The organism is Mycobacterium sp. VKM Ac-1816D, from assembly GCF_000416385.1.
Lineage (GTDB): Bacteria > Actinomycetota > Actinomycetes > Mycobacteriales > Mycobacteriaceae > Mycobacterium > Mycobacterium neoaurum_A.
Window position 1 is genome coordinate 35,940 of record NZ_AOHQ01000146.1, and the last position, 21,661, is coordinate 57,600.

General features: G+C 64.2%; 19 protein-coding genes and 1 tRNA gene. 9 read left to right on the top strand and 11 right to left on the bottom strand.

The features are described from left to right. Window positions 1–34: 34 nt before the first annotated feature. Window positions 35–367: a type II toxin-antitoxin system RelE/ParE family toxin gene (locus tag G154_RS24620; RefSeq protein ID WP_019511224.1), complete on the top strand. Its 333-nt coding sequence runs from the start codon at window positions 35–37 to the stop codon at window positions 365–367. Window positions 368–374: 7 nt separating this feature from the next. Continuing rightward, entirely contained in the window at window positions 375–770 is a 396-nt protein-coding gene (locus G154_RS27335) for a helix-turn-helix transcriptional regulator (RefSeq protein ID WP_019511223.1), read from the top strand. Window positions 771–780: 10 nt separating this feature from the next. Here G154_RS27335 and G154_RS24630 read toward each other — a convergent pair whose 3' ends face one another. The 5 genes from G154_RS24630 to G154_RS24650 form a co-directional block, all read right to left on the bottom strand. Beyond that, window positions 781–1,542, bottom strand: a complete 762-nt coding sequence (locus G154_RS24630; protein ID WP_019511222.1) for a hypothetical protein — start codon at window positions 1,540–1,542, stop codon at window positions 781–783. Further along, window positions 1,539–3,974: a hypothetical protein gene (locus G154_RS24635; RefSeq protein WP_023985469.1), complete on the bottom strand. Its 2,436-nt coding sequence runs from the start codon at window positions 3,972–3,974 to the stop codon at window positions 1,539–1,541. Before G154_RS24635 ends, G154_RS24630 begins: the two co-directional genes overlap by 4 nt. Further along, entirely contained in the window at window positions 3,974–4,420 is a 447-nt protein-coding gene (locus G154_RS24640) for a hypothetical protein (RefSeq protein WP_234713125.1), read from the bottom strand. The genes G154_RS24635 and G154_RS24640 overlap by 1 nt, the downstream gene beginning before the upstream one ends. 801 nt (window positions 4,421–5,221) lie before the next feature. Then, on the bottom strand, window positions 5,222–5,518 hold the full coding sequence (locus tag G154_RS26220) for a hypothetical protein (RefSeq protein ID WP_234713124.1): 297 nt from the start codon (window positions 5,516–5,518) through the stop codon (window positions 5,222–5,224). A gap of 39 nt (window positions 5,519–5,557) precedes the next feature. Continuing rightward, window positions 5,558–6,286, bottom strand: coding sequence for a hypothetical protein (locus G154_RS24650; RefSeq protein ID WP_023985466.1), 729 nt, complete (start codon window positions 6,284–6,286; stop codon window positions 5,558–5,560). A 691-nt stretch (window positions 6,287–6,977) separates the two neighbouring features. On the opposite strand from G154_RS24650, the gene G154_RS26225 reads away from it, so the two are divergent. From G154_RS26225 to G154_RS24655, 3 genes are read left to right on the top strand one after another with little or no spacing between them, the layout of a single operon-like run. Then, a complete protein-coding gene (locus G154_RS26225; protein ID WP_081650106.1) occupies window positions 6,978–7,787 on the top strand; it encodes a helix-turn-helix domain-containing protein in 810 nt (269 codons plus the stop codon). A gap of 6 nt (window positions 7,788–7,793) precedes the next feature. Beyond that, window positions 7,794–7,976: a helix-turn-helix domain-containing protein gene (locus G154_RS26230; protein ID WP_081650107.1), complete on the top strand. Its 183-nt coding sequence runs from the start codon at window positions 7,794–7,796 to the stop codon at window positions 7,974–7,976. Beyond that, complete coding sequence (locus tag G154_RS24655) at window positions 7,973–9,301, top strand: tyrosine-type recombinase/integrase (protein WP_023985465.1); 1,329 nt, start codon at window positions 7,973–7,975, stop codon at window positions 9,299–9,301. Before G154_RS26230 ends, G154_RS24655 begins: the two co-directional genes overlap by 4 nt. Window positions 9,302–9,569: 268 nt before the next feature. Here the strand turns inward: G154_RS24655 and G154_RS24660 are convergent, their stop codons facing one another. Both G154_RS24660 and G154_RS27255 read right to left on the bottom strand, forming a co-directional pair. Further along, window positions 9,570–10,568 (bottom strand): DUF4238 domain-containing protein, encoded by a 999-nt coding sequence (locus G154_RS24660; RefSeq protein ID WP_131701333.1) that lies wholly within the window; start codon window positions 10,566–10,568, stop codon window positions 9,570–9,572. A gap of 133 nt (window positions 10,569–10,701) precedes the next feature. Beyond that, entirely contained in the window at window positions 10,702–10,872 is a 171-nt protein-coding gene (locus tag G154_RS27255) for a hypothetical protein (RefSeq protein WP_019511215.1), read from the bottom strand. Window positions 10,873–11,231: 359 nt separating this feature from the next. On the opposite strand from G154_RS27255, the gene G154_RS24670 reads away from it, so the two are divergent. Further along, the gene (locus G154_RS24670) at window positions 11,232–11,555 is read left to right on the top strand and encodes a hypothetical protein (protein WP_019511214.1); all 324 of its coding nucleotides are present in this window, start codon (window positions 11,232–11,234) and stop codon (window positions 11,553–11,555) included. A 58-nt stretch (window positions 11,556–11,613) separates the two neighbouring features. Beyond that, a complete protein-coding gene (locus G154_RS24675) occupies window positions 11,614–13,065 on the top strand; it encodes a HEPN domain-containing protein (protein WP_019511213.1) in 1,452 nt (483 codons plus the stop codon). A 372-nt stretch (window positions 13,066–13,437) separates the two neighbouring features. Here G154_RS24675 and G154_RS24680 read toward each other — a convergent pair. From G154_RS24680 to G154_RS24695, 4 genes are all read right to left on the bottom strand, one after another. Next, window positions 13,438–13,511, bottom strand: a tRNA-Met gene (locus tag G154_RS24680). 62 nt (window positions 13,512–13,573) lie between these two features. Next, the gene (locus G154_RS24685; RefSeq protein WP_019511212.1) at window positions 13,574–14,959 is read right to left on the bottom strand and encodes an FAD-binding oxidoreductase; all 1,386 of its coding nucleotides are present in this window, start codon (window positions 14,957–14,959) and stop codon (window positions 13,574–13,576) included. A gap of 169 nt (window positions 14,960–15,128) precedes the next feature. Beyond that, window positions 15,129–18,146, bottom strand: coding sequence for a UPF0182 family protein (locus G154_RS24690; RefSeq protein ID WP_023985464.1), 3,018 nt, complete (start codon window positions 18,144–18,146; stop codon window positions 15,129–15,131). Window positions 18,147–18,260: 114 nt separating this feature from the next. After that, entirely contained in the window at window positions 18,261–19,301 is a 1,041-nt protein-coding gene (locus G154_RS24695; RefSeq protein ID WP_023985463.1) for a PDZ domain-containing protein, read from the bottom strand. An 81-nt stretch (window positions 19,302–19,382) separates the two neighbouring features. Between G154_RS24695 and G154_RS24700 the strand changes: the two genes are divergently transcribed. Both G154_RS24700 and G154_RS24705 read left to right on the top strand, forming a co-directional pair. Next, window positions 19,383–20,729: a zinc-dependent metalloprotease gene (locus tag G154_RS24700; RefSeq protein ID WP_019511209.1), complete on the top strand. Its 1,347-nt coding sequence runs from the start codon at window positions 19,383–19,385 to the stop codon at window positions 20,727–20,729. A gap of 35 nt (window positions 20,730–20,764) precedes the next feature. After that, complete coding sequence (locus tag G154_RS24705; RefSeq protein WP_019511208.1) at window positions 20,765–21,622, top strand: hypothetical protein; 858 nt, start codon at window positions 20,765–20,767, stop codon at window positions 21,620–21,622. Window positions 21,623–21,661 lie beyond the last annotated feature (39 nt).

Sequence of the window (21,661 nt, forward strand, 5' to 3'; positions counted from 1 at the left end):
TGACGGTATATACCGAGTCCGGTATAGTCGGGGCGTGGGTGATGAGTGGCGGATCATGCTCAGCGGCGAAGTGGAACGCTGGTATGCCGGTCTGTCTGAAAGCGAACTCGCCCAGGCCGATCAGGCCCTCGACCGGCTCACCGCCGAGGGCATCACCCTCGGCATGCCGCACAACCGCTACCTTTCAGAGAAACTGTGGGAGTTGAGGTTTCGCTGCGGCCAGGTCAACCAACGCATCACCTACACCGCCGACCCCGACCGCCAGCTCGTCACCCTGACCACCTTCCGCAAACAACGCCAAAACGAACGCAACGAAGTCACCCGCGCACGCAAAGCGCTACGACGCCACCAAGCCAAGAAGGGATAACCCAGCCATGACCGTCAAGACCGCCACCGCGAAGAAGACCGCTGCCCCGAAGAGGGCCGCAAAGAAAGCCCCCGCCGCCGCGAAGACGGCCGCCACCACCAACGGTGGGGTCGATTACCGAACCGCCCGCGCCCAGCGCCAGGCCGCCCTCACCGACGAGCAGCGCCAGACCTACCAGCAGGCCTACCACGACGCCGGCCGAGCAATGGACCTCGCCGAGCTGGTCTACACCGCCCGCACCGAGGCCGGCCTCACCCAAACCCAGCTCGCCGCAGCCATGAGCACCAGCCAATCCGCCGTCGCCGCCTGGGAGAACGGTGCACGCATCCCCGGTATCGACGCCCTCGAACGGCTCGCCGCAGCCTGTGGGAAACGCCTCCACATCGCCATCACCGCCGCATAACCCCCAGCGGTCAGGCTGTTTCTGGGTGCCACCATTCGTGGGCCGCGCGGCAGTGCGCCACGGCCTGTGGGTCGAACACCTCGATATCGCGGAGCACGGCCTCGCACTCCTCGGCTGAACAGCCGAACTGCGTAAGCTCTGTCATCCACATCATCAGCGGACGGGCGCTATCCCCCGTAGTGGGCCACGTGGCCCATATCCGGCCGAAGGTGGCGGCCACGCTGTCACGGAAAGCCGCACGCACCGTGTCATGGGCTATGTCGAACAGCCCTTGAGCCTGCTCCGCGTAGGTAGCGAGCTGCGGTATCCCGAACTCGCGTTCCAGCACCGACGGAGCGGCGAACCCTAATGCAGTGCGCCAATACTGTTGTGCAGTAACGATATCGGAATTAGGGCCGCTGGGCCGGATGTAGAGGAGATATTGGCCGCCCTCGGTGTAGTCGGCCTCTCGCCAATCGGGGTCGCGCCCAGGTATCCGGATCCTCGGCGGTGCCTTCAGCGTGGTGCGATCCCAACTCAAGACTGGCGGGTCGAGAGAGGCGTTCGCGCACAACATCTTCAGCGTCGCACCGATCTGTTCCAGCCGGTGGGCGTACCCGAGCAGTGGATAGCTCGGCGGTGCCGAGGTATCGCCCCAGCGGCCGTCCCCGGTGGACACATGAAACTCCCGTGCCCACAGAGATGCTTGGTCGATGGTATTGGCCAGCTCGGCATGCCAGCGCTCCAGCTCGACTCTCCAGGCCGCGCCGTCCGCACCCTCTGGAGTCGTCATCGAGGAGCCTCGTATTGGAGGTCCTCTTCAACGCTGACAAGGGCCTTGACGATCATGTCGCGCAGGTCAGGATCGCCGGTAGCGGCTGCGGCGTAGCACATGTCGGGTAGCGGCAGCGGGCGCCTGGACCACCCGCCGATGTGCTCGGCTGTACGCGCAACCATCCAGTGCGCCCGGTAGCCGGCCAGCTCTTCGGTGGTGTCGCTGGGATCGGCGACCGCGCCGGTATTGGTGGCGAAAGCCGGTCGGCGCATCGCGGTCATGACGTTGAGGGCCCTGGCCGCCTTATCGTAGTCCGCCCACTGCTGCAGGGATGGCTCGCCGTCACTGCCGCGGATCGCCCAGACCAGGCGTAACGCTTCGTCAATACCGCCATCGATGACTTGGGCCTGGGTTGTTGCTGCGTTGATCATCGCCGCGGTCACCGCCGAGACGATCCGGTCTTGAAAAATTGGGTCGGCGTCCATGATGCGTAGCAACCGCGGATACACCTCGGGCCACAGCACCGCCAGCCGGTGCACATGCATGTCGTCGAGCACGGGGGCGGGCACCTCGACGCCTTGTTGTAGCAGCGGGTTGGTGTCTCCCGAGCACGACGGCGGATGCTCCACCCCGGCATCGCGCAAGACGTTGACCCCCGCCGTGGTGGCTGCTGCGACCAGCTTCCAGCCCCACTGGGCGCGCAGTTGGGCGTACTCGACGAGGACCCGTGCGGGATCGCCCCAGCCGAACCACCTCTGCCGAGCGTCATCGTCCAGCAACGGATCTGTGGAAAGTACCCGTACCGAGCGCGGAACGAACACGCCAGCCGGGATGTAGCTGGACCCGTCATTGGAGGTGATGACCGTCTCGGTGCCGCTCGGGGAGCGGAACACCCCGACCGCCCACCCTGTTGCGGGATTGCGCGCCATGTAGGCGGCGTGCTGCAGTTTCCAGACCATCTCTTTGGACGCCGCTGCGTCTGCGGACTCGCGGCGCTCCCGTGCGGCTGCAGTCTGGCCCGCAGCGACCACGCCGGCCGGAATCAGAGTCGGGCCCGCAGCCGCACTCGCTGCGGACGGGGCGGGCGGTGCTGGGGCATTGGTTGAGCTGAGGGAGCCCGCCGGCACGGTCGGTGCCGGAGGCGGCGCACCTGCTGGGGGACCCATGGAACCCGGCGGCAGCATCATCGGCGCACCACCGCCGCCGGTCCCCGCGCCGGTAAGTGCGGCAGCCGGGGCGGCGGGCGACACCATGCCTGGCTGCGCCGCGGCCGGCGAGACGCCCCCGCCGGGGGCCGCCGACACCGGGGGTGCCGCATGCCCACCACCGGCCGATAGGGCCGGCGACGGGCTCGCTGGGGCTGGAGGTGGTGCAGACGGTATTCCGCCGCCCATCCCCGCTGTAGTCGCCATTCCCTGGTTGAATGCCGACGATAACGGCGACGCGCTGCCCGACGCACCTGGCACGGCTCCTGAGTTCGGCACACCACTTGCTGCGCCGGCCATCTGACCGACACCGCCACTCAGCGGGTTAGACCCCATCCCCGGCATGCCGCCGCTTCCCAGACCGCCGGGCATCTTCGGAATCCCGCCACCGGAACCCATCCCGCCGCCACCCATGCCGCCCATCGACGGCATACCGCCACCGCCGAGCGCTGAGGCCGCCGGTGAGGAAGTCACGCCAGGCGTCGGCTGCGTCGCCGGTCCGGTCGCGGCCTTGATCCCCTCGTCACCTGCGGCCGTCTTGCTGCCGGGACCAACTCCAGGCTGAGTGGTTGATGTACCTGCCGGATCTGTCGGCGCGTCGGCCACAGGCTCGGGTGCGTCCGCACCGGCTTTCCGCTTTTCGGTGTCGCTGTAGGGGCTTTCGTCCTGTTCAATACCGGGCGACGTATGGTCGACGGGCTGGACTGGTGGAGCGGTGGGAACATCGCCCCACTTCGTTAAAAGATCTAGTGCCCTTGTGTTTTCGGTGCTTGCCTTGAAGGCGGTGTGGGAGGCCACTGCGGCGGTTACTCCCGTCTCGGTTTGGTATCGGGCTATGCCCTGGTAATGGGTCACCAGGGCCTCGGCTTCGCCTGGAAGCTTCGCGCTCGCGATTTTGGCGTCCGCTTCGCGGACGAGCTGCTCCTGCCCTGAGCGCGTATCGCGCAGCACCGTGGCGATATCGGCGCACTTGTTGGCGCACTTCTCGTGCCATTCGGCGATCGTCTTGGCTTCCTCGGCCAACACCGCGCCCGCCCGGTGCGCCTCGTCGAAGCCCTGCGAATCCGCGGCATCGCGAAACTCCGCGTTGTCAGTCACGATTTTCTGGTGGATTCCGTCCCACGCCGCGGCACCAGCCCGGTAGGTCTGCTCCTGGGTGTCCCACTGCGTCGCGTCCGGTGGCTCCATATCTGGCGTAACGATCAGCCGTCCATACGATCCCGTAGACCCTCCGACAGCCGGCATCAGCGCAACCCGCACTCGGACGTGATGACATCGATCAGATCGTTACTGCGTTCTTGTTCGTGATCGGCCTCGTCCCAGTGCCGCAAATTTAGCGCGTGAAGCATGTCGATTCTCGTTGTCATCCAGGCACGCAGAGGCTTCGCCGTTGAAGCTGGTGTGGCGTCAGACAGTTGCGTACGCAGGTACGAAACCGCGGCCATACCGGTACGTTTCTCCGTGGCCAATGCGGCGAGGCTCTCGGGACTTGTCCAGCTCTGCTCCAACGCCTCGGCGCTGGACTTGCTCGCCACCGCCGTCGAACGTGCCGCCCGATCCCATGCCGAGCAGGCGGCCGCCTTAGCGGCCTGGGTGTCGCTGCTGCTGTAGGTAGGCGGCGGCGAGGGGACCACGTTCACCGTGTGCTGGCTCGGTTCGATCGGATGAGCGACGGCTAGGCCGCTGGTCACCACTGCACCTACTGCGACCGCGAACGCCGCCGTCGCGGCGGTTATCCGGGTGCGGTGACGCCACCGGCCCCTCATGGTCATGACACGACGGTATCGCGAGCGAGTGACACCGGGCCACCGCCGAGGGCACATTCGAAAGAGCAAATTTCCGCAGTTCTGTTGCCTATAGGTAACACTCGACAAGTCAGCGCTGGTGGAGGGTGTGTGCCTGAACTGGTCGAGATTTGAGCAGAGAAACCTCGCGAGTGGAATCGAAGTTCGACGACAACGAGGCGAAAGCCGGAAGCGAGCGCCTGAGTGCGTCGCCCACCACGATGAGCCCGTCCGTTCCCGCGCCGGATGTCCCAACTTCCCTATCCTGGAGGGATGACAAGCGAGGACGGTGACGCTGGATCAGAGCTTCCTCTGCCCCCCGCTCCCCCGCGCCGCTTCGGTCAACTGCCCGACCTCGCTATCACAGATGACTTCGACGAGCCGCTACCCCCTACCGAAGCCGCGGTGTGGGAAGAGCCTGACCCGGCCGACGAGGACATAAGCGCTGCACTCGACGACGATGACTGGCCTATCACTGAGGCAGACCGGTGAGGATCGCTGCAGGAGTCAAAAGCAGACAGCACGCTCAGCGAGGAGGAGATCCGCGCTCGCTACGGCATACCGCGGTCAGACACTAACCAATGAAATTCCCACTACCTACGACTCGCAGGGGACAAACGGCGGACTGACGGGCCGAGGTCGTCGACTGCGGCGAGCTCGCCGCGCACCTACGAGGGAGCCAGGCCGCCGAGTCTGCGAGGAATGCCTTCACTCGTCGAGAACTACGGGTGGTTCAAATGTTCTGCTGCCGTTGTAATCACGTTCGAGCTGGTCGCATAGATCAGCCATTGCCTTGCGGATGAACTGTTGTTGAGTGCTGATGCCGGTATGGGGCCGCGTCCACGCGATGGTGTTGACCATGCGCTCTTTCAATTCTTCTGGCACCGAGAGCAAAATATCGACAGACTTGCGACCAGGGACGCTTCGACCAACTCCGATGTCCTTACCTGCAGCGCACACAACACCATCCTTGATATCTGAAATCAAACAAGGCAACTCGGACATCGAACTCCGTATTAGGAATGCCCGCCAGAATCAGGACGTTCATTCTTCGTGCAGCCAAGCACTCTTGCTATTGAGGCAACAGGACACCGCCTCCGGCGATGCAACTTTTAGGTCGCGCAGCTCCAAGACGCACTCCTCGAAGCTGAACCCTCCGTCAGCCAGTGCCTTCATCCATGCCATGAGTACGCGTCCCTCATTGGCCTGGGAAGCACGAGCCCAAATCCGCCCATAGGTGACCGCCACCGAGTGTGCGTAGGCTTCACGCACCACCCTCGAAGCGTCGTCGAAGAGCGCCTGTGAGATCGAGGCATACCGCTCCAGCCCGTCAGTGCGAATACCGCAAACACTGAGATACATTGCTGCGTTTGTCACTTCATTTCGCCAAAGATCCTGCAAAGTCGAGCGATGCGCGCTTCTTGATTGAAGGACGTGTACGAAGTCTGCGCCGATCACGTATGTCGGTGACTGGATCGCAGCCCCGTAGCTGAGTGGCGTTACTGACACATCCTGGGCGCTCATGCGGCCTTCGAAAGAGGAGGCCAGGTTGACGCACGCGCCCCCAAGAAGCCTCCAAAGCTCCATGAGGTAGTCAGCATGCTGCGTGAGCGGGTATGTCATGAACACCGACCCATCAGGTAGGACCTCGGCGGTTGAAACCCCGAAAGATTTTGCCCAGACTGCTGCTTGTCCAATGACATCCGCAAGTGCTGCATGTCTCCTGCCGAGCTCGAATCCGCGGTTATTTGCCTGACTCAGTTCATCGTTCACAACATGCCTCCGTGACTTCGGAGAAGCCAATCGGACCCATTGTCACCGTGGCCACAACGACGAGGCGCGCGTTCGACGGGGCTCAACTGGCATCGCCCAAACCCTGCAGCCGACGTGGTGCGGTACACACCCCCAGGCTACCGGTACAGCGCGGCGATTGACCACCAGTCCAAAGGTATTAGCTAACAACAGCACTGATCGCCCCCGGCCGACTATCAGAGACGCACACGTTCATGGACTAATGAATGCTTCACCAGTGCACAACGAGTCCCAACTAGGGGTCAACTAGCACTCAATTAGTGATCAACCATGCTGCTGCAAAACTATTTTCGGCTTGCCAGGCTCGCACGGATAGACCACAGAGGACGCATATCTGCGGTCCCTGCGTGGATGTCTCTGATGCCCCCTTGCGCAGACGACATGGCCCGTCACGGCGGAGCGCCCCGCACCGTTCCAGATTCGCCTTTTGTCCGGGCGGGATGACGACAGGCATTGAAATCTGACTAAGTTGCCCAACGTAGTGGACGCCGTTTCATCCGTTCAACTACGTTCCGGTTAACTGAAATTGCTACAGCTCGTGACGGCCGGAGCGAGCGTGCACGACGTCCGTCCGAGCGTTCGCCTTTAGCCGTTCGAGAGAGTGTGGAACCCGAATGATCGACGCAATGATTTTGGTAAGTAGGGGCGATAGATGAGTTGGAAAGCACTCAACTGGTCAATAAATATCGAGGTCGAGACTCCTATCGAGCGTCTTATCCTCATGCTGCTAGCGAACCGCGCAGACCAGAGCCTCTCCTGCTACCCGTCCCTAGGTACGCTCGTATCGGAATCTTGTGCTGCGCGAAGCACGGTCCTAAAGGCGCTTAACAAGCTGGAAGGGGCCGGGCTCGTTGTGCGAGTTGCTCAGTACCACAAATCCGGAGCCAGACGCCCAAGTCATTACCTCCTCAAAGTTCCCGATGCGACGCACTCGCGCCCCAGTCTTGATGTCGGACTCCCTCAGTCCGCCAACGCGACCGGGACCGTCCGATCTCCAGACCGAGACGGTCCACCTCCCGGACCGCCGGAGGTCCAATTCGCGGACCCCTTGAACCCTTCAATAGAACCACCACCCGAACCATCATCGGCCTCCGTGCTGGAGTCTCTTCCCACGCCGTGGCGAATTAGCAGGAGAGAAGCGAGAAGACTGTCACCGGCAATCGAGGAGGCTTTCGCGGCGGGCTGGACATCGCAAACGTTGTTGGCCCACCTTTCATCCCGGCCTGAGGGAGTCCGTAATCCCGCTGCCGTTCTCGCGTCGCGGCTATCAGAGCTGCCAACCCCACCAACCTTCTCCGTCCGGCGAAAGAGGCCGTGGTGCGGCGAGTGCGAAGACCCCTTGTCGCGCACGATCACAGTCGCACAGGCGGACGGCACAGAAGCAGCAGAGTTCTGCCCGCGATGCAGCCCTCAGAAGCTGTCAGTGCCGAGAGACAATTCAACGACGGCTGTGGGGAGGTGAAATCAAATGGAGTCAAACGTATTTGATCATCTTCCGCTGCTCCTCGCGGTCCCGCGCGCAGCCAGCATTCTGGGAATTAGCCGCGCTGCTGCTTACCGACTCGCTGCATCTGGCGAGCTTCCTGTGCGCAGGCTGGGAGGACGCGTCTACATCGTCACTGCAGAACTGCGTGAGTTGATCGCCTCGTGAAGGGAGCCGTCTATCAGCGTGGGCGGACATGGACATACCGTTTCCGGGCGCCTGAAAGAGATGCTTCTACCGGCGAATATCCCACGATCTCGAAGGGCGGATTTCAAACTGAGAAGGAGGCATGGAAAGCGTGTCGCGATGCAATGCGGGAAGCGGATCAGGGTCGCGTGGTGCGACCCTCTACCCGCACGGTTGCTCAATTCTTCGCGGAATGGTTCGTCGCCGTTGAGGCATCAATGGATGCCACAACGTGGCAGAACTGGAAGGACTACGCCCGGAGCTACGTTGTGCCCCACATCGGGGCAGAAAAGCTCCAGCAACTCAATGAACCACAGCTGCTGAAGCTGTACGCCAAACTTCTTAACGAAGGCCGAATCAAACAAGACCGAAACTACGAGATGTATCGCTATTGGCTCACCCATGTGGTCGACGGAGAGTCGCCGGCACCACGTGAAGTCGCTAACGTTTGTGGCACAACGATTCATGCCGCTCGTGCCGCTGTCCGTCGGTACAAGGCAGGAATCGTCCCGAGAAGGGTCAATCCCGGACTAGCACCAAAGACCGTTCGAAACATTCACGCCATGATCCACCGAGCGTTGGTTGATGCCGTCGCGTGGAAGTACAAGGCCCACAATCCAGCAGCGAACGTGAGGCCGCCGAAACGTTCCCGGGCTCGGCGCACCGTGTGGAACCCGGAGCAGATACAGAAGTTTCTGCGGGCGGTCAGTCACGATCGATTCGCCGCGCTCTTTCTTCTAGAACTCACCACCGGAATACGTCGTGGGCAGATCTGTGGCCTCAGATGGCACGACGTCGACCTGGACGCTCGCGAGATCACGGTGCACGACAATCGAGTGGTCGTTGGCGGGCACGCGCGAGATAAGGCCGGCGGCAAGACGCACAACGCAGATCAAACCATCGCGATTGACCGAACTACCGCTGCGGCACTGGAGAAGTGGCGAGAACTTCAGAATGAAGAGCGAGCATTCTTCGGGACGGATTATCACCCCGGGAACTACGTCTTCACGTTCCAGGACGGTCGACCACCGCACCCCGACTCCATCCGTCAACGGTTCGACCGCTTGGCGGCCGCAGCCGGCCTCGAACGCATCACCTTCCACGATCTTCGCCACTCGTACGCGACCGCCGCTCTGAAGGCTGGCGTCAGCCCCAAGATCGTGAGCGAGCGCATCGGGCACGCAGACGTGGGGTTCTTCCTGCAGACCTACGCGCATGTGCTCAAGAACGACGACCGGGAAGCCGCTGAGCAGGCGGCTAAGTTCCTCATCGGGGACGGGTACGGATCGTCAACTGCATTCGATTGAGGCCAGAAGCGTTTATGCGCCTCGCGGGGCTGCTCTAGGTGAGTGCCGGAGGTTCGAAACCTGTTGCGGGCCGGCATGTGAATCTGCGTTTCCACCGTTTCCGGGATACAAGGGTGTCCAGGCGTAACGACCAACGACCTCTGCAAATTTATAAAAGGAGTTCTTGGACGCCGCGCCCAGCTCTCACCCGAGCACCGTGCCCGACTCACGAAATGCCTCGCCCGGTCTCAGTCGATCCCGCGCACACGGAAGCCCCGCCCCATCACGATCAGACAAACTCAAGCATTCCGGGAGCCGGCGAGTGCAGCCCCTGCTCGCAGAGCGAGACGTCAGGCTTGTCGGAGAATGTCTCTGACATCTTCACAACGCAACCAGGTGGGGGCACGTACTCGCCCATCGGACCGCGATCGGAGCATCGGAGGCGGACTTGCGTGCGGCGGCGGAACAGCTTGCCAGTTGGCAGTCGGTCACGCTGGGCCTCACTGGCAAAGATCATTCGTTCGCGGCCTTGCTCCACAGCATCTCGCACAACGCCAACGAGTTGACCTGTCGCTTCGCGGATGACCGCCTTCTCGCCAACGTCGTTCCTGCTGAGCGCCACGACGCGTTGCGGGCTCACCGGCCAAATAATGTATTCGGCGTCGAGCGTTCCCGGTCGCTCGGACCGCACGAATGGAATCAGCACAGGGGCATCGCACGTCATGAACCGTGCCTTCGGGTCGTGCCAGACCTCGATCTGCCGTTTGATGAGCACATCCGCGCCGCCCCACATGGCCTTGAACAGCATTTCGGTGTGGATACCCGCTGCTTGATGCGGATTCTGGTCGTCGTCTGCGATTACGTGAAACTTGGGGCTCTGAGCCGCCATCCACGCGCTGTATTGGATCTGGACGCGCCTTTGCTGCAGAGTTCGCGTCCGCTGCACAGCCATCGTGATCCCGAGGCCTAGGAGGTCATCGAAGTCCAGTGCTTCCGGATCTTCGAGACCGGCAAACAGTCGTTGAACTCGACCAAGTTCCGTATCTACGACACCGAACAGCTTCTCGACTCGGTTGTGCGGAGCGCCATCTGGTCCCATAACCCGATAGAAGTTCTCATTAACGCAGACGTCCCTGGTGCCGAGCGGCTTCACCAACCCGGTCACCGTATCCAGCGTCCAAACCCGCCGACCATCGAAAGACCACTGACGGAGGTACGCCTGCGGCACGTAATGGTGCCGACGGCTCTCCGTGTCAGGCACGCGCTGCTGAGCGAGCAGCCTATCCATGTAGGCGCGAGCGGCACCGGAGAGATACCGCCCACCCCCGGTGTGGGGAATCTGACCCCAGGGGTTTCGGACCCTGGTTACCCGCCACTCGCTGATGTCGTCCAACTCCTGCTGATGGTCGATGATTGAGGGTCTATCCGGTCATCAGGTTGCCGCCCGCACCGCCGAGCGCGCCGATGGCGATCTGTTGAAGCGCACCGGTGAGCCATAAACCGGCCTGCTTGGCGCGGCTCCGCTCCTCGTCGGGCCGGGCCTCATCGGCGGCGACAGCCTCGAACGCGGCGACCAGTCTGTTCAGCTGCACCTCGGGCGACGGCCACTGTCCAGCGACTCGCAGGGCGGCGCTGGTGGGCTTGCCGACGGCAATGACTTCGCCGCTACCCGACAGAGACCTCTCAAAATAGGGCTCCGTAGCTAGGGCGCGCAGCGCCCGTTGAACTGTGTCCTTATCGAACCCGGTCCTGGCCTCGATCGTAGTTGCACGCGGAGGCCGCCGATGCTCCTCCCACATTTCGACTGCTGCCTCTAGGACGGGAAGGTCACGCGATTCCCAGGTGTCTGCCACGTCCGGCAGTATGCCCGACGACCCCGACAGCGATGGGGGAGTCAGCTAACCGCCGAAGTCTCCGAGTAATCCCTGCCTCGTCGGTGGCAGGCGGTAGCGTGCCCGACGTGGGGGACTTAATCGCCGAAGCAGCGCAGATGCCAGACGCCAGTGTTCGTTTCGCCCAAGGTGTGAGCAATGTATGGACCCCGGAGCACCTGGTCGCCTTGCGTGACATCGTGCGCCGCGAGCACACGCAGCAATTGCGCTTAGTGCACGCGGCCCTCGACCGGCGGTTCGAACAACCCAACGTGAATTGGATGGGTGTGTTTCGCGCTGCGGCTGAGATGGCAGTGATGGAACGGGTTGGTCATGAGGAACTGCCAGTCGAGGACCGCAATCTCTTGCTCCAACTCTGGCGAGCGTTGCTGGCGGCCACGTAGACCCCGGTGGTAGCTGCAGGGGCAGCGATGGCTGAGTCGAAACACAGGGGGATTGCAAGTGACTGGCTCACCGATTCATGAGCTGTTGTGGGAAGTCACACTTCCCGCTGTCCGTGCTGCGTGGGCCACGGCGAAGGCCTATGTCGATAGCGGCAAGTATGTGCCCCGCTTCGAGCCGCCTACCTTCGAGGTGAACGACGCTGGCTGGCCGGCAACCGTTGAATTCGACCGTATCCAGGTACCAGTAACTGCGCCGGTTGACTGGTCGAAGCTATTTGCGCTTGAGCCATCTACATACACCTACGTGACGGTGCATGATGTCCCAGAACTCGGTAACGCGTTGGCTGCCGTTCGGCAGGCCGCCGAGCACGACGAGGCGTTTGCGGACGGGATTAACCCGTTCAACCACGTTGAGGACCCCAAGTTCCGCGAGCGCAGCCTGGGAGTCGACTACCTCACGCTGGTTGGCTCAATTATCGGACGGGCAGCCGCATTAGGGCTCGATTCCGACCAGGACCTTTTTGAGATTTACGCGCAATTGGAACGCGCCAGATTCGCGCCTCACCTGACAGGTGATCTTGTTATACCTCTGACTCTCACCGACTTCGGCACTGGTGAGCCTTTCCTTCTTGGTGACGATGTACTCGTCGAGCGCATCGCGCCAGAATTTCAGTGCTCGCGTGCCGCGAGCATCGGCTCGTCGGGGGCAAATCCGTACCTCGTTGCGGCCGCAACCCATGCTGTCGTGGTGCGGGGAATCACCGTCCCGAATCGACCCTATTCGACTCGGCTCCTGGGGACTTGGGGTGGCTTGAACCCAATTGATTCGAAGTACTTCGAGGAAGTTGACCGGGCCATCCAAAGCATCCACATCGTCATGGGTCGACGGGTGGGGTACAACCAAGTGCTTGTGAGACCTGACAACTGGGCTGACCGCTGGGTGCACGACCTGCCGCCGGTCTGGAAGGTCGAGACTGTCTCCCGCTACCCGGAGAATTCGTCCTTCGCGCCCTGGCATACCTCCCCCCAACCCATAGATCCCGACCATGGTCGCGAGATAGGAGCGGCCTTTTTGGCGCTCACGTCGGCTCCGGACGATGTGAAGCTGGCCGCTCGAAGAGCCGTACGTGCGCTGATGCGAACCAACGACGAGGACCGCACCTTGGACGCAACCATCGGCATTGAGGCGCTACTGCTCGATGAGAATGCCGAATTGAAATATCGCATGGCACTCCGTGCAGCAGCAGCCCTTTTCGATGACCATGACCCTGAGGGAGTCTTCAACCTTGCAAAGAAAATCTACGACCACCGCTCGGACATTGCGCACGGAAAGGTGAAAACGAATCCCTCGTTTAACTACCGTGGTCACACGGTGAGCAGCCCCGACATGGCGCCTTTGCTGCTTCGCGCCCTACTAAGAAGCCGCCTTTTGTCGAAGCACCCGTGGACCAAGAAGGATTTGGAGCCCCGCATACTGGCGGCATTGGCGAACTATCGCCCAAGCGCATAAGAACGCGAGACCGTAGGCGAGACAGCCTGACTGTCTCGCCCTGGTTAACCCGCTGCGGGGGCGGCGGCGAACTCGGTGAACGCGTTTCGGTCCTCCGGTAGGGCGGTCGGCGTGACAATGGGCTAGATCGGGCCCTCGGCGACAGCGGCAATGGCCAGTCGTCCCGTAGGCCCGATACATCAGTCGAGGTCGCGCGGGCGTCGTTCTGCCCCGAGGGCGATGCCGTACAGAAACGGCGCGATGCCCTGAGCGTCAGGGAGGGCTCGTTACGCGTCAAGCTCTCACGAGCCAGGAATCCCGACGTTCACAAATCCGTTCACAAGAGGCATGAAAACGGCCCCCGGAGAGATCTCCGAGGGCCGTTTTACCTAGTAGCGGGGACAGGATTCGAACCTGCGACCTCTGGGTTATGAGCCCAGCGAGCTACCGAGCTGCTCCACCCCGCGTCGGTGAACACAACATTACCCAAGGGCGTTCAGCACACCAAATCGGCTGCTCAGCCATGGTTTTAGCCTCCGAATCGGACCGCCTGGCCCACCGCGAGAACCCCTTCGGGATCGAAATGATCGGCGAGTTCGGCCAACCGGCGCCTGGTGCCCGCGTCGTAGACGCGTGCCATCCGCGCATCATCGGTTCCCGGCCCGAAATTGGGCAGCAACCCGCCCGTGGACCACGGGTGCAACGCCGCGGTGAGCGCGTCGGCCTGCGCGACAACCACGTCGGCAGCCGGTCCCATCGGCACCCCGATGACCGTCACCGCATACTTGGCGGTGCGGTGGCAGAACGCGCTGGGGTGCGGAGCCTGGCGGGCCATGGCACCCCCGAGCATGCGGACCTCGACGATGGTCTGCACCGATCCCGAACTCGGCCCGGCCGCGTCCAAGACCACGCTCACCGCGTCAGAATCCAAGTCGCGCAAGAGCACCTGCGCCTCGTGTATGGGCATCGGATCGACCGGGTCGGCGTGCACCGCGCCGATCGCCGGGTACGGCAGCACCCCGACGGTGTCCAGGATCGGCGTGGCCGCCTCCCGCATCGGCGCCAGAAGTGCCGCTGCCTCATCGAAATCGTCCAGCGCGGTATAGCGCACCGCCACGGTCAACCGTCCGGCCAATTGGTCAGGAACACCGGGCAGCGGCGGCAACTGTGCCAAGGCGACGGAGGTATTGATGTTCTCCGGCAACCCGACGCTCCACCGCGCCCATTCACGCAGCACCGCGGCGGCATCGTCACCATCGAAATACAGCGCGCCGCCATAGAACTCGGAGATCGGCAGCAGATCGATCTCCACCGCCGTCACGATGCCGAGGGTGGCCTTGCCCCCGCGCAGCCCCCAGAAGAGCTCACTGTGAACCTCGGGGGTCACCCGCAGGTACTCCCCCGCGCCCGTCACCACATCGAAGGCCCGCACATGATCGGAGGACAATCCGACACTGCGGACCAACGGCCCGATGCCGCAACCGGTGAGGAAACCGACAACCCCGACACTCGTCGACGACCCGCACAAGGGTGCCAAGCCGTGCGGCGCAGCGGCATCGAGGACCTGCTGCCACCGCGCTCCGGCGCCGACGCGCGCGGTGCGGGTGTCCGGGTCGACCACGCAGTCCGTCATCGCCCCGGTGAGGACCAGCAGAGTGTCCGCGCCGATCGCGGTGGCGCCGTGCCCGGTTGCCTGGACCGCGACGCGCAGACCATGGGACGCCGCGAACCGCACCGTCTCGGCAATATGGTGCGGCGCCGTCGCGAACACCACGGCGGCCGGCCGCACCGTGACCGCGACGTTCCAGGGTGTGCAGCGCTCGTAACCGGGCTCACCGGGCAGCGCCACCAGGGTGCTGACGCGCTCGGGCAGTGTCGACACGACGTCGCTGTCGACGGAGTCGGCCAGGGGCATGCGAGAGTCCTTTCAGGCAGTGCGGTGTGCAACTGCGGAAAGCCTCCCGCGACGCACTTGGCGTCTTCTTGGAACGAACTACAAGTGGCTCGGCGGTGAAACGACTCTGCGCCCACGGCGACGTGCTCTCGCACTGTTCCGCCGTGGGCGCAGAGTCAACACAGAATTACTAGCGCGCCTCGCGGTATCGGTTCATCGCATCATCCAGACGCTGCAACGCCGCGCCGAACTCTTCGAAATTGCCACTGGTCTGCGCCTGCTGCATGTTGTCCAGCGCCGAGTTGACCTCCTGCAGCGCAGCGGCCTTGGCACCCGAGAGCGTCACCGGCCCACCCGGAGGCACGGCCGCCGCCGGCGGCTCGGCCGCCGGTGCCGGCGTCCGGCCCTGCTGACCGGCCGGCGGGTTGGCCGCGGGCTGACCATTGGTCGGTGCCGCCTGCGGACGCCCGGCCTGGCCATCGGCCGGTGCCGGACCGGTCGCGGTGGAACCCGCTCCGGCGCCGAAGATCTCGTCGAGCGCATCACGCACCGTCGGGCCGTACCCGACCTTGTCGTTGTACATCATGGCCACGCGGATCAGACGCGGATACGTCGAGGCCGCGTCGCTGGTACCCGGCGAGGCGTAGATCGGCGCGACATAGAGCAAGCCGCCGTTACCGATCGGCAGGGTCAACAGGTTGCCCCACCGGATACGGTTCTGGCCGTCGCGACCGATCTGACCCAACTCGGTGGACACCGCGGTATCGGTGCTGATTGCGTTGAACGCCAGCTTCGGACCGTTGACCTGCCCGGGCACCGTGAGCACCGTGAGCTTGCCGTAGGTGTCCGGATCCGAGCTGGCACTGATGTAGGCGGCCAGGAAGTCACGACGGATCCAGTTCATGGCACTGGTCAGCTGGAACGACGGTTCACCGTTCTGCTTGGCCTGGTCCTTGGCCACGATGTAGTACGGCGGCTGGAAGCTGCTGGCCGTCGGGTTGGGATCCAGTGGCACATCCCAGAAGTCGGCGTTGGTGAAGAACTTCACCGGGTCGTCGACGTGGTACTTGGCCAACAACGCACGCTGCACCTTGAACAGGTCCTCGGGGTAGCGCAGATGCTGCTTGAGCTCCTCGGAGATATCCGCCTTGGGCTTCACCGTTCCGGGGAACACCGACATCCAGGCCTTGAGCACCGGATCGCTTTCGTCCTGGGCGTACAGCGTCACCGTGCCGTCGTAGGCATCCACGGTGGCCTTCACCGAGTTGCGGATATAGGACACCTGCTTATCGGGCAGCAGGCGGTTGACCGCCACCTCGTTGGAGTCGATGGTCGCGTTCGACAGCGTCGTCAACTCCGAATAGGGGTAGTTGTCCAACGTCGTGTAGCCGTCGACGATCCACACCATCCGCTTGTTGACGATGGCGGGGTACACACCGTTGTCGGTGGTCAGCCACGGCGCCACCGCCTCGACCCGCTGGGCCGGGTCACGGTTGAACAGGATCTTGCTGTTGTCGTCGATCACGTTGGACAGCAGGAAGTTCCGCTCGGCGAACTTGGCGGCGAAGACCGCGCGCGCCAGCCAGTTGCCCACCGGGACGCCACCGCTGCCCTGATAGGTGTAGTTCTTGGTCTCGGTGTTGGTCTCGTAGTCGTACTCGCGATCCACATCGCCGACCTTGCCGACGATGGCGTAATCGTCAGGGGCGCTGGCGATCACCGGGCCGAAGTACACCCGCGGCTGATCCAGCGGCGCCGGTCCTGGCGAGATGACACTGCCGTTGGCGCCGACCACGCTGGCCAGGAACTCCGGGTAACCGCCGTTCTGGTTCGGGTCGTTGGCGATACCGCGCACCGTGTTCGCGGGCGAGGCCACGAAGCCGTTGCCGTGGGTGTAGACCGTGTGCCGGTTGATCCAGTCACGCTGGTTGTCGATCAACCGGTCGGGGTTGAGCTCACGGGCGGCCACCACGTAATCGCGGATCTGCCCGTCGGGCCCGACATAGCGGTCCATCGCCAACTGATCGGGGAAGTTGTAGAAGTTCTTGCCCTGCTGGAACTGGGTGAACGCCGGGCTGACGATCGTCGGGTCGAGCAGCCGGATGTTCGAGGTGGTCGCCGTGTCCGAGGAGACCTGCTGGGCGGTGGCATTGGCATCGCCGCCGTAGTTGCGATACTCCACCGTCTGGTCGGTCAGCCCGTAGGCATCTCGGGTGGCGGTGATACTTCGGTTGATGTATTCGCTTTCCTTCTGCGCCGCATTCGGTTTGACGCTGAACTGCTCGACGATCAGCGGCCAGCCGGCGCCGACCACCAGGGAGGACAGCAGCAGCAGCACCAGGCCGATGGCCGGGATGCGAAGGTCACGAAGCACCAGGGCGGAGAACACCGCGACCGCGCAGATGACCGCGATGGCCAGCAGGATCAGCTTGGCCGGCAGCACCGCATTGATATCGGTGTAACCGGCACCGGTGAAGGGCTTTCCGGCGCGGGTGTTGCTGAGCAGCTCGTAGCGGTCAAGCCAGTAGGCGGCGGCCTTGAGCAGCACCAGGGTGCCGGCCAGCGCGATCAGCTGGATGCGGGCGGCGCGGCTGAGCACACCGGAGCGACCCGAAAGGCGGATGCCGCCGAACAGGTAGTGGCCCAGCAGGTTCGCCGCGAACGCCAGGAATACCGCGACGAACAGGTAGGTGAGCACCAGCCGGTAGAACGGCAGGTCGAAGGCATAGAAGCCGAGGTCGATACCGAACTGCGGGTCGGTGATCCCGAATTCACCGCCGTTGAGGTACAGCTGCACCGGGGCCCAGTAGCTCTGGGCGACGATCCCTGCCAGCAGGCCGATGAAGATCGGGATGCCGATGCCGAACAGCCGCAGGCGGCTCATCACCGTCGTGCGGTATCGGGCCACCGGATCGTTGGGACCCACCGTGGGCACGAACACCGGCCGGGTGCGATAGGCCAGCGCCAGGCCGGCAAAGACGACCGCGCCGATGAAGACCGCCACCACGAAGAACAGTGCGATGCGGGTGAGCAGCACCGTCGTGAACACCGACCGGTACCCGAGCTCACCGAAGAACAACCAGTCGACATAGCCGTCGATGAATCGCGGCCCCACCAACAACAACAGGACAACTGCTACCGCGACACCGATCAGAATCCGGCTCCGCTGTGTCAGCTGCGGCATTCGCGCCGCCGGCCGCATACCCAACTCGTCAACTCCACTCTGGTTGCGTGGCGCACCGACAAACCCGCCACAACATCAACGCCTCGAGCTGCTGGACGCAGCTGTCCTCATGCTACGCACCAACCGCCAAGGAGATTCTCAGCACGTGGGGGGTTCGCCACCGGCGGAAATCGTGTTCAGCGCGTCAACCGCCGTGGTGAGGGTGTCCACCTTCACCAACTGCATGCTGTCCTCGCGCGCGGTCAGCGCCTCGGCACAGTTCTCCGCGGGCACCATGAACACCGTCGCACCGGCCTCGGCCGCCGCGAGCATCTTGTGGGTGATACCGCCGATCGAACCGACCTTCCCGTCCGCATCGATGGTTCCTGTCCCGGCGACGAACTTGCCGTCGTTGAGGTCACCGGTGGTCAGCTTGTCCACCACGGCCAGGCTGAACATCAGCCCTGCCGAGGGGCCGCCGATATTGGCCAGGTTGAACTCGATGTCGAACAACGCCCAGGGTGCGTCGACCACGCCGATACCCAGATACCCCTGGTCCCTCTCCGGGTGCTTGCCCAGGGTCACGGTGGTGGTGCCCGCCGGGGCGTTCTTGCGACGGAAGTCGATGACCAGCTGGTCGCCGGGCTTGGTCTTCTTCACCTCGGCCTGGAACGCCGCGAGGTCGGCGACGGCGACGTTGTTGACCATGTCGATGGCATCGCCGGGCTGCAGCTTGCCCGCCGAAGGACCCTTGTCCTCCACCGTCGAGACGGTGACCGCCTTCGGGTACTTCAGATATGACAGCGCCGCGTACTCGGCATCGTCCTCGGACTGCCGGAACTCGGTCGTATTGGCCTGATCGATATCGTCCTTGGACTTGTCCGGCGGATACACCAACTCACGCGGCACCAGCTGATCACGACCCGACATCCACAACAGCAACGCCTGCCCGAAGGTCAGGCCATCGCGCTGGGCGACCGTCGTCATGTTCAGATGCCCGCTGGTCGGATGGACCACCTCACCGGCCACCCCGTCGGTGCTCTTGATGTCGACAACCTGCTTGCCGTCCACCTCGCCGAGGGTGTTGAAGGTCGGGCCCGGCCCCAGCGCCACGTAGGGCACCGTCACGACCGACAGCAGCAGACCGAAGGCCACAATCGGCACCAATGCCACCATCAGCGTCAGAATCCGCCTGTTCACGCCGCCCACAGTAGAGCGCGTTCACCCACAGCGTGACCCGCGGCCCTACCCGCGCAGGTGTCGGTGGGTACCGTTGACGGTATGTCTGACCTGCCCTTCGGCTTCTCCTCCGGCGAAGACCCCGATCGCGACAAGCGCAAGAACGATCCCTCGGGAGATCCCTTCGGTCTGGGCGGTGCCGGATTCGACATGTCCGATCTCGGCCAGATCTTCACCAAACTCGGCGAGATGTTCAGCGGCGCAGGCGGAATGGCTGCCGGCGGCCCGGGTGGTTCGGCCGGCGGGCCGGTCAACTACGACCTGGCGCGTCAGCTCGCGTCGAACTCGATCGGCTTCGTCGCCCCCGTCCCCGAATCGACCGCGACGGCCATCAGCGATGCTGTTCGGCTGGCCGAGACCTGGCTCGACGGTGCGACACCCCTGCCCGCGGGCACCATCCGGACCGCGGCATGGTCGCCCTCGGACTGGATCGACAACACCATGGACACCTGGAAGCGGCTGTGCGACCCCGTCGCCCAGCAGATCTCCTCGGTATGGGCGCAGGCCCTGCCCGAGGAGGCCAAGGCGATGGCCGGACCGCTGCTGGCGATGATGTCGCAGATGGGCGGGATGGCGTTCGGCAGCCAACTCGGCCAGGCGCTGGGCAAGCTGGCGGGCGAGGTCCTGACGTCCACCGATATCGGTCTGCCGCTGGGCCCCAAGGGCGTCGCGGCGCTGATGCCCGCGGCCGTGGACGCGCTGTCGGAGGGTCTGGAGCAGTCGCGCAGCGAGGTGCTGACCTTCCTCGCCGCCCGCGAGGCCGCCCATCACCGGCTGTTCAGCCATGTGCCGTGGCTGTCGAGCCAGCTGCTCAACAATGTCGAGGCATTCGCCAAGGGCATGAAGATCGATATGAGCGGTATCGAGGACATGGCCCAGGGGTTCAACCCCGCCTCCCTCGCCGACCCCGCGGCCATGGAGCAGTTGCTCAGCCAGGGCATGTTCGAGCCTAAGGCCACCCCGGAACAGACCGCCGCGCTGGAACGCCTGGAGACCCAGCTGGCGCTGATCGAGGGCTGGGTGCAGACCGTCGTGACCGCCGCCCTGGGCGACCGGCTACCCGGAACCCCCGCACTCAGCGAGATGCTGCGCCGCCGCCGCGCCACCGGAGGCCCCGCCGAACAGACCTTCGCCACCCTGGTCGGGCTGGAACTGCGGCCCCGCAAGATGCGCGAGGCCGCCGCGCTGTGGGAGAAGCTGACCGAGGCGGTGGGCGCCGACGCCCGCGACGCGGTGTGGCAGCACCCCGACCTGCTCCCCGGCGCCGAGGATCTCGACGAGCCCGCCGGATTCATCGACCGGGTGATCGGCGGGGACACCAGCGGTATCGACGAGGCGCTGGCCGACCTGGAGCGCAACGAGGGTCCCGACGGGCCTGTGGATAACTGAAGCGGCGCACGCGCCGTCCGTGACAGAGTCTCCAGATGCGGCGCTATGCACTCAACCCGTCCATGCCCGTGCTGTGGCGTCCCGACGGGACCGTGCAGGTCGGCTGGGATCCGCGCCGCGCGGTGCAGGTGCACCCGCCCGCCGGACTGACCGCCTCGACGCTGGCCCAGTTGTTGCGCACGCTGCAGGATCCCGCAACCGCAGACGAACTAGCCAGTCGCGCAACAGAACTCGGAGCGCAGCAGGCGGCCGTCGCCGTCGCCGATCTGCTCGCCGCCCTGGTGCGCGCCGGTGTGGTGATCAGCCCGTCGCCGGCACATCGGCCGGTCGCGGTACGCATCCACGGTCGCGGACCGCTCTCGGATCTGCTGGCAGGCGCGTTGCGTTGCTCGGCGACCCGCGTCACCCGAAGCAGCCGGGCCCATGCCGCCGTGACCTCCGACAGGACCGATTTGGTGCTGCTCGCCGACGCCCTGGTCGCCGACCCTCGCGTGCTGCGCGATCTGCACGCCGCCCGCATCCCGCATCTTCCGGTGCTGGTGCGTGACGGCACCGGCCTGATCGGCCCCCTGGTGTTGCCCGGCGTCACCTCCTGCCTGCGGTGCGCCGACCTGCACCGGCGTGATCGCGACGAGGCCTGGCCGGCCATTGCGGCACAGCTACGCCACTCCGTGGGCACCGCCGACCGGGCGACGCTGTTGGGCACCGCCGCGCTGGCGCTGACCCAGGTGGATCGCGTCGTGCGCACGCTGCGCGCCGACACCGATGTGGCAGCCGACACCGAAGCAGGCACACCGGCGCCGTTGACGCTGGACCACACCGTCGAGTTCGACGTCGCCCGCGGGTCGGTGGTGACCAAGCACTGGTCACGGCATCCGTCCTGCAGATGCTGACGATCAGCCCGAGGTAGTTACCGGTTCGTAGCGGAGCAC

Excerpts from the sequence above, each read along its gene's own strand:
- G154_RS24635 (WP_023985469.1), bottom strand. The coding sequence starts at position 3,974 with ATGCCGGCTGTCGGAGGGTCTACGGGATCGTATGGACGGCTGATCGTT.
- G154_RS24700 (WP_019511209.1), top strand. The coding sequence starts at position 19,383 with ATGTCTGACCTGCCCTTCGGCTTCTCCTCCGGCGAAGACCCCGATCGC.
- G154_RS24660 (WP_131701333.1), bottom strand. The coding sequence starts at position 10,568 with ATGGATAGGCTGCTCGCTCAGCAGCGCGTGCCTGACACGGAGAGCCGT.
- G154_RS24630 (WP_019511222.1), bottom strand. The coding sequence starts at position 1,542 with ATGACGACTCCAGAGGGTGCGGACGGCGCGGCCTGGAGAGTCGAGCTG.
- G154_RS24685 (WP_019511212.1), bottom strand. The coding sequence starts at position 14,959 with ATGCCCCTGGCCGACTCCGTCGACAGCGACGTCGTGTCGACACTGCCC.
- G154_RS24705 (WP_019511208.1), top strand. The coding sequence starts at position 20,765 with ATGCGGCGCTATGCACTCAACCCGTCCATGCCCGTGCTGTGGCGTCCC.
- G154_RS26225 (WP_081650106.1), top strand. The coding sequence starts at position 6,978 with ATGAGTTGGAAAGCACTCAACTGGTCAATAAATATCGAGGTCGAGACT.
- G154_RS26230 (WP_081650107.1), top strand. The coding sequence starts at position 7,794 with ATGGAGTCAAACGTATTTGATCATCTTCCGCTGCTCCTCGCGGTCCCG.
- G154_RS26220 (WP_234713124.1), bottom strand. The coding sequence starts at position 5,518 with ATGTCCGAGTTGCCTTGTTTGATTTCAGATATCAAGGATGGTGTTGTG.
- G154_RS27335 (WP_019511223.1), top strand. The coding sequence starts at position 375 with ATGACCGTCAAGACCGCCACCGCGAAGAAGACCGCTGCCCCGAAGAGG.